Source organism: Yoonia sp., assembly GCF_036770585.1.
Taxonomy (GTDB): domain Bacteria; phylum Pseudomonadota; class Alphaproteobacteria; order Rhodobacterales; family Rhodobacteraceae; genus Yoonia.
The window spans coordinates 1-6,242 of record NZ_DAIPIW010000108.1 but is presented as its reverse complement, the minus strand read 5'-3'; the positions used below and the strand labels follow the sequence as shown (position 1 = coordinate 6,242).

General features: G+C 63.4%; 5 protein-coding genes and 1 pseudogene. 5 read left to right on the top strand and 1 reads right to left on the bottom strand.

The features are described 5' to 3' along the window. The 5 genes from V7N12_RS13355 to V7N12_RS13335 form a co-directional block, all read left to right on the top strand. Nucleotides 1-1,111 (top strand): NADH-quinone oxidoreductase subunit M (locus V7N12_RS13355; RefSeq protein ID WP_333715120.1); only part of this gene is annotated, 1,111 nt, incomplete at its 5' end. A 12-nt stretch (nucleotides 1,112-1,123) separates the two neighbouring features. Further along, complete coding sequence (nuoN, locus tag V7N12_RS13350; protein WP_333715119.1) at nucleotides 1,124-2,560, top strand: NADH-quinone oxidoreductase subunit NuoN; 1,437 nt, start codon at nucleotides 1,124-1,126, stop codon at nucleotides 2,558-2,560. Continuing rightward, the gene (locus tag V7N12_RS13345; protein WP_333715118.1) at nucleotides 2,550-3,311 is read left to right on the top strand and encodes a biotin--[acetyl-CoA-carboxylase] ligase; all 762 of its coding nucleotides are present in this window, start codon (nucleotides 2,550-2,552) and stop codon (nucleotides 3,309-3,311) included. Before nuoN ends, V7N12_RS13345 begins: the two co-directional genes overlap by 11 nt. 9 nt (nucleotides 3,312-3,320) lie before the next feature. Beyond that, nucleotides 3,321-4,094: a type III pantothenate kinase gene (locus V7N12_RS13340; protein WP_333715116.1), complete on the top strand. Its 774-nt coding sequence runs from the start codon at nucleotides 3,321-3,323 to the stop codon at nucleotides 4,092-4,094. Continuing rightward, the gene (locus V7N12_RS13335) at nucleotides 4,091-5,755 is read left to right on the top strand and encodes a ribonuclease J (RefSeq protein WP_333715115.1); all 1,665 of its coding nucleotides are present in this window, start codon (nucleotides 4,091-4,093) and stop codon (nucleotides 5,753-5,755) included. The genes V7N12_RS13340 and V7N12_RS13335 overlap by 4 nt, the downstream gene beginning before the upstream one ends. A gap of 29 nt (nucleotides 5,756-5,784) precedes the next feature. Here the strand turns inward: V7N12_RS13335 and V7N12_RS13330 are convergent. Then, nucleotides 5,785-6,242, bottom strand: a pseudogene (locus tag V7N12_RS13330) (DEAD/DEAH box helicase); the annotation flags it as partial.

The following is a 6,242-nucleotide window of genomic DNA, read 5'->3' as shown; positions in this document are numbered from 1 at the left end:
GATCCCGATGTTCCTGATCATCGGCATCTGGGGCGGCAAGGACCGCATCTATGCCAGCTTCAAGTTCTTCCTTTACACCTTCCTTGGCTCGGTGCTGATGCTGGTGGCGATGGTGGCGATGTTTGCCGATGCGGGCACGACCGACATCCCGACGCTGATGACCCATACTTTCGGCAGCGAGAGCTTCAGCCTGATGGGTGTGCAGATCGTGGGCGGGATGCAGACCCTGCTGTGGCTTGCCTTCTTCGCCAGCTTCGCGGTGAAGATGCCGATGTGGCCAGTGCATACATGGTTGCCGGATGCCCACGTGCAGGCCCCGACGGCGGGGTCGGTGGTGCTGGCGGCGATCCTGCTGAAAATGGGCGGCTACGGTTTCCTGCGCTTCAGCCTGCCGATGTTCCCTGTCGGATCCGAGGTGATGGGGCCGCTGGTGCTGACGCTTTCGGCCATCGCCATCGTCTATACCTCGCTGGTGGCGCTGGTGCAGGAGGACATGAAGAAGCTGATCGCCTATTCGTCCGTCGCCCATATGGGCTACGTGACCATGGGGATCTTCTCGGTCAACCAGCAGGGGATCGACGGGGCGATTTTCCAGATGATCAGCCACGGGTTCATCTCGGGCGCGCTGTTCCTGTGCGTGGGCGTCATCTATGACCGGATGCACACGCGCGAGATCGAGGCCTACGGCGGGCTGGTCAACCGGATGCCGGCCTATGCGCTGATCTTCATGTTCTTCACCATGGCCAATGTGGGCCTGCCGGGCACATCGGGTTTTGTCGGTGAATTCCTGACACTGATGGGTGTCTTCCAGGTCAATACATGGATCGCGATCTTCGCGACCTCGGGTGTGATCCTGTCGGCGGCCTATGCGCTGTGGCTTTACCGGCGGGTCGTCCTTGGCGATCTGATCAAGGAGAGCCTGAAGTCCATCACCGACATGACACGGCGCGAGCGTGTGATCTTCGCGCCTCTGGTCGCGATGACCCTGCTGTTGGGGGTCTATCCGGCCCTCGTTCTCGACATCATCGGCCCAAGCGTTTCGGCGCTGGTCGGCAATTACGAAACCGCGCTTGCGACCGCTCAGGCCGCGACGCAGTTCGCTTCGAATTAAGGAAGGCACGTCATGATTGGTGCTGATCTGCAAATCCTGCTGCCCGAGATCATCCTGTCGGTCTTTGCGATGGGCGCGCTTCTGGTCGCCGTTTATACCACCAAGGATGCCATGGCGCCCCTGCTGACATGGGTGACCTCTGGCGTCTTCGTCCTGCTGGCGCTCTGGATCGGGGTCAATGGCGCGGGGACGAATGTGGCCTTCGGGGGCATGTTCGTCGATGACGGTTTCGCGCGCTTCGCCAAGGTGGTGATCCTGCTGTCGGCGGCGGCGGTCCTGCTGATGTCGGAAAGCTACATGCAGCGGCGTGGCCTTTTGAAGTTCGAATATCCCTTGCTGGTCGCCCTCGCCGTTGTCGGCATGATGGTGATGGTTAGCGCGGGCGATCTGATGGCGCTTTACATGGGGCTGGAGTTGCAGTCGCTGGCGCTTTACGTGGTCGCCGCCTTGCGCCGCGACAGTGTGAAATCGACCGAGGCCGGCCTGAAGTATTTCGTCCTTGGCGCCTTGTCCTCCGGCCTGCTGCTTTACGGTGCCTCGCTGACCTATGGCTATACCGGCACGACGCTCTTTTCGGGTATCATCGCCGCGACCGAGGACGGTGTCTCGCTGGGGCTGCTTTTCGGTCTGGTCTTCCTGATGGCGGGTTTCGCCTTCAAGGTTTCGGCGGCCCCTTTCCATATGTGGACACCGGACGTCTACGAAGGCTCGCCCACGCCGGTGACGGCCTTTTTCGCGACCGCGCCCAAGGTGGCGGCGATGGCGCTCTTCGCCCGTGTCGTGCATGACGCCTTCGGCGGCGTTGTCGGCGACTGGCAGCAGATCGTGGCCTTCCTTGCCGTTGCGTCGATGTTCCTTGGCGCGATTGCCGCGATCGGGCAGCGCAATATCAAGCGGCTGATGGCCTATTCGTCGATTGCGCATATGGGCTTTGCGCTGATGGGGCTGGCGGCAGGCACGGCCTTTGGCGTGCAGGCGATGCTGATCTATATGGCGATTTATGTGACGATGAATATCGGCACCTTCGCCTTCATCCTCTCGATGGAGCGTGACGGCCGTCCGGTGACGGATATCGACGCGCTCAAGATGTTCTCCAAGAAGCAACCCTTGCGCGCGCTGGCGATGCTGGTGCTGCTGTTCAGCCTTGCGGGCGTGCCGCCGATGGTCGGTTTCTTCGGCAAGCTTTACGTGTTGCGCGCGGCCTATGACGGCGGGCTGGCGTGGCTGGCGGTGGCCGGTGTCATCGCCTCGGTCATCGGGGCCTTCTATTATCTGCGGATCGTCTACTTCATGTATTTCGGCGAAGAAGGTGAGCAGTTGGACAGCAAGATGAACCCTGTGCTGTGGTCGATGCTGATGGGGTCGGCGGCGGTGATGGTGATCGGCGTCGTGAACCTCTTCGGGATCGAGCCCTTGGCCGCAGCAGCGGCGGCGACACTTGTCAACTGACGCTGGCGGACATGGGCCGTGGCCGGAAGGCTACGCCCGCGTGGTGCTGGACACGGTGGACAGCACAATGGCCGAGGCCGCGCGCCGCGCGCCCGACATTGACCGGCCGACATGGATCATCGCCAAGACGCAGACCGCGGCGCGCGGACGGCGCGGGCGCACTTGGGTCGCGCCTGCGGGCAACCTGAACGCCACGCTGATCTTCCGCCCCGAGGCGACACCGGGCGAGGCGGCGAAACGCTCGTTTCTTGCGGCCAATGCGCTGTATCAGGCGCTGTCGATCTATGTGCCCGCGGCACGGCTGGGCCTGAAATGGCCTAATGACGTCCTGCTTTCGGGGGGCAAGGTTGGGGGCATCCTGCTGGAAAGCAGCGGGCAGGGGCCATTCGTGGACTGGCTGTCGATCGGGATCGGGGTGAACCTGCGGCACACGCCGCAAGGGGTCACGGAGGCGGCCTTTCCGCCCACCAGCCTTTTCGAGGAAACCGAGGCGGATATCGCGCCGCTCGACTTTCTGGCGACGCTGGCGGATGCCTATGCCACGCAAGAGGCGAAACTGCTGCGGTTGGGCTTTCAGCGGATCCGCGAGGACTGGCTGTCGAAGGCCGCGCGTCTGGGCGAGGTGATCACCGCGCGCACGGGCCGCGAGGATATCACCGGCATCTTTGACACCATCGACGGGGACGGCAATCTGGTGCTGATCACAGGCACCGGCCCGCGTGCCATTCCGGCAGCGGATGTGTATTTCTAGGGGGGCGCGATGCTTCTGGCGATTGACTGCGGCAATACCAATACCGTCTTCGCGATCTGGAACGGCGAGCGGTTCATCGCCACATGGCGCACCAGCACCGAATGGCAGCGCACCGCCGATCAGTATTACGTCTGGCTCTCGACGCTGATGAAGTTCCAGAACATCGACGCCGAGATCACCGAGGTGATCATCAGTTCCACCGTGCCGCGCGTGGTCTTCAACCTGCGCGTTCTGTCGGACCGCTATTTCAACTGCCGCCCGATGGTCGTGGGCAAGCCAGACTGCCTGCTGCCGACGCCGCCGCGTGTGGATGAAGGCACGCAAGTCGGTCCCGACCGGCTGGTCAATGCCGCCGGCGCCTTTGACCGTCATGGCGGGGATCTGATCGTCGTGGACTTCGGGACCGCCACGACCTTCGATGTCGTCGCCAGCGACGGGGCCTATGTCGGCGGTGTCATCGCGCCGGGGGTGAACCTCTCGCTCGAGGCGCTGCACAACGCCGCCGCTGCCCTGCCGCATGTCGATATCAGCAAGCCGCAGGCGGTGATCGGCACGAATACCGTGGCCTGCATGCAATCGGGGGTCTTTTGGGGTTACATCGGGCTGGTGCGTGAGATATGCGCGCGCATCAAGGCCGAACGCGGCGTGCCGATGCGGGTGATCTCGACCGGGGGTCTTGCGCCGCTGTTCCAGCAATCCGAACCGCTGTTCGACGATTTCGAAGACGATCTGACAATTCACGGCCTGACCGTGATCCACCGCTATAACAAGGACCATCAATGAACGACCGCCTGATCTATCTGCCCTTGGGGGGTGCCGGTGAAATCGGCATGAATGCCTATGTCTACGGCTACGGCAAACCGGGGGCAGAGCGGCTGATCATCGTCGACCTCGGCGTGACCTTTCCCGATATGGACGGATCACCGGGGGTCGATCTGATCCTGCCGGACATCGCATGGCTGGAGGCCCGCAAGGCCCAGATCGAGGGGATTTTCATCACCCACGCCCATGAGGATCACGTCGGCGCCATCGGCCACTACTGGGAGCGTCTTGGCGCGCCTGTCTATGCGCGCCGCTTTACCGCCAATATCGCGCGGCGCAAGCTGGCCGAACATGGGCACCCCGAAAGCGTGGTCAAGGTGGTCGAGCCTTACCCGCATATGATCACCTGCGGGCCGCTGACGGTTTCTTACCTGCCGGTCAGCCATTCGATCCCCGAAAGCGCGGGCCTGCTGATCGACAGCCCCGAGGGCCGCGTCCTGCATTCGGGCGACTTCAAGATCGACGAGACGCCGGTGGTGGGTGATCCGTGGAACGCGGGGCTCTGGGAAGAGGTATCCAGGAATGGCGTCAAGGCGCTGGTCTGCGACAGCACCAACGTCTTTTCCCAGGCGCCCGGGCGGTCTGAATCCGCGATCGGCGGGCATGTCGCCGATCTGATGACCTCGGCCGAAGGCATGGTCGTGGCGACGACTTTTGCCAGCAATATCGCGCGGCTGAAAACGCTGGCGATGGCCGCGCAGAAGGCCGACCGCTCGGTCGTTCTGCTGGGCCGCGCTATGCGCCGCATGGTCGAGGCGGCGGTGGAAGAGGGGCTGCTGACAGGCTTTCCGGCCACCGTCTCGCCGGAAGACGCGCTGAACATCCCGCGCGAAAACCTGATGCTGTTGGTCACAGGGTCACAAGGTGAACGCCGCGCGGCCTCGGCGCAACTGGCGCAGGGCAATTACATGGGGATCAAGCTGAAGGAAGGGGATACGTTCCTCTTTTCGTCCAAGACGATCCCCGGCAACGAACGCGGCGTGATCCGCATCATGAACCAACTGTCGGAACTGGGCGTCGATGTGGTGGATGACGCGGGCGGGAAATACCATGTGTCGGGCCACGCCAACCGCCCCGATCTGGAAACCCTGCACCGGATCGTCAAACCGCAGATCCTGATCCCGATGCACGGCGAGCACCGCCACCTGCGCGAGCATGTAAAGCTGGGCACTCACAACGGGATCACCGGGATCGTGGCGGTCAACGGCATGATGATCGACCTCTCCGGCAATGCACCGACCGTCGCCGAATACATCGACACCGGTCGGACCTATCTGGACGGGTCAGTGCAGATCGGCGCGCTGGACGGCGTGGTGCGCAACCGCATCCGCATGGCGCTGAACGGGCAGCTGGTGGTGACGCTGATCATCGACGAGAACGACGAGCCCTTGGGCGAACCATGGGTCGAGACCAACGGTCTGCCCGAGGTCGGGACGTCGGGTGCGCCGCTGGTCGAGGTGCTGGAAGAGGACCTGACCCAATTCGTCATGCGCGCGAACCGCAAGACGCTGGCCGATGATGACAAGCTGGAAAAAGAGCTGAAGGCCATCGCCCGCAAGACCGCGCAGGACGAAATCGGCAAGAAGCCGGAAGTGATGATCGTGGTCAGCCGGTTGGGGTAGGCGGTGGCCGGGGTCAATCCCGGCCCCTGTCAATCCTTCGCGCGTTGCGCAAAGCTCTTGGCCAGGAACGACGGGACATCGTCACCCAAGCCTGACGTATCGGCCTGCCCGCGATTGCGGTCACGTCCGCGACCGCGATCGTTGCGCGGTTTCTCGTCACGCTGGGGCCGTTCTGCCTGCTGGGGGCGTTCTGCCTGCCGTGGGGCGGGCGTGGTCGTTTCGGCGGGTGCTTCGTCTTTGTCACGGCGGCCACGGCTGCGGCGGGGCTTTTCATCGGGCTGGACGCTCTCTTCCACCGGCTCTGGCTGACCACCCTTCATCGGGTTGTCGATGCGCGGGATGCTTTGGGCGACCAGCGCCTCGACCGCCTCGAAATTCTTGGTGTCGCGCGGGATGCAGATCATCACCGCCGTCCCTGTGCGTCCGGCGCGGCCGGTGCGGCCGATGCGGTGGACGTAATCCTCGGCATGGCTGGGCACGTCGAAGT

Excerpts from the sequence above, each read along its gene's own strand:
- V7N12_RS13335 (WP_333715115.1), top strand. The coding sequence starts at position 4,091 with ATGAACGACCGCCTGATCTATCTGCCCTTGGGGGGTGCCGGTGAAATC.
- V7N12_RS13340 (WP_333715116.1), top strand. The coding sequence starts at position 3,321 with ATGCTTCTGGCGATTGACTGCGGCAATACCAATACCGTCTTCGCGATC.
- nuoN (WP_333715119.1), top strand. The coding sequence starts at position 1,124 with ATGATTGGTGCTGATCTGCAAATCCTGCTGCCCGAGATCATCCTGTCG.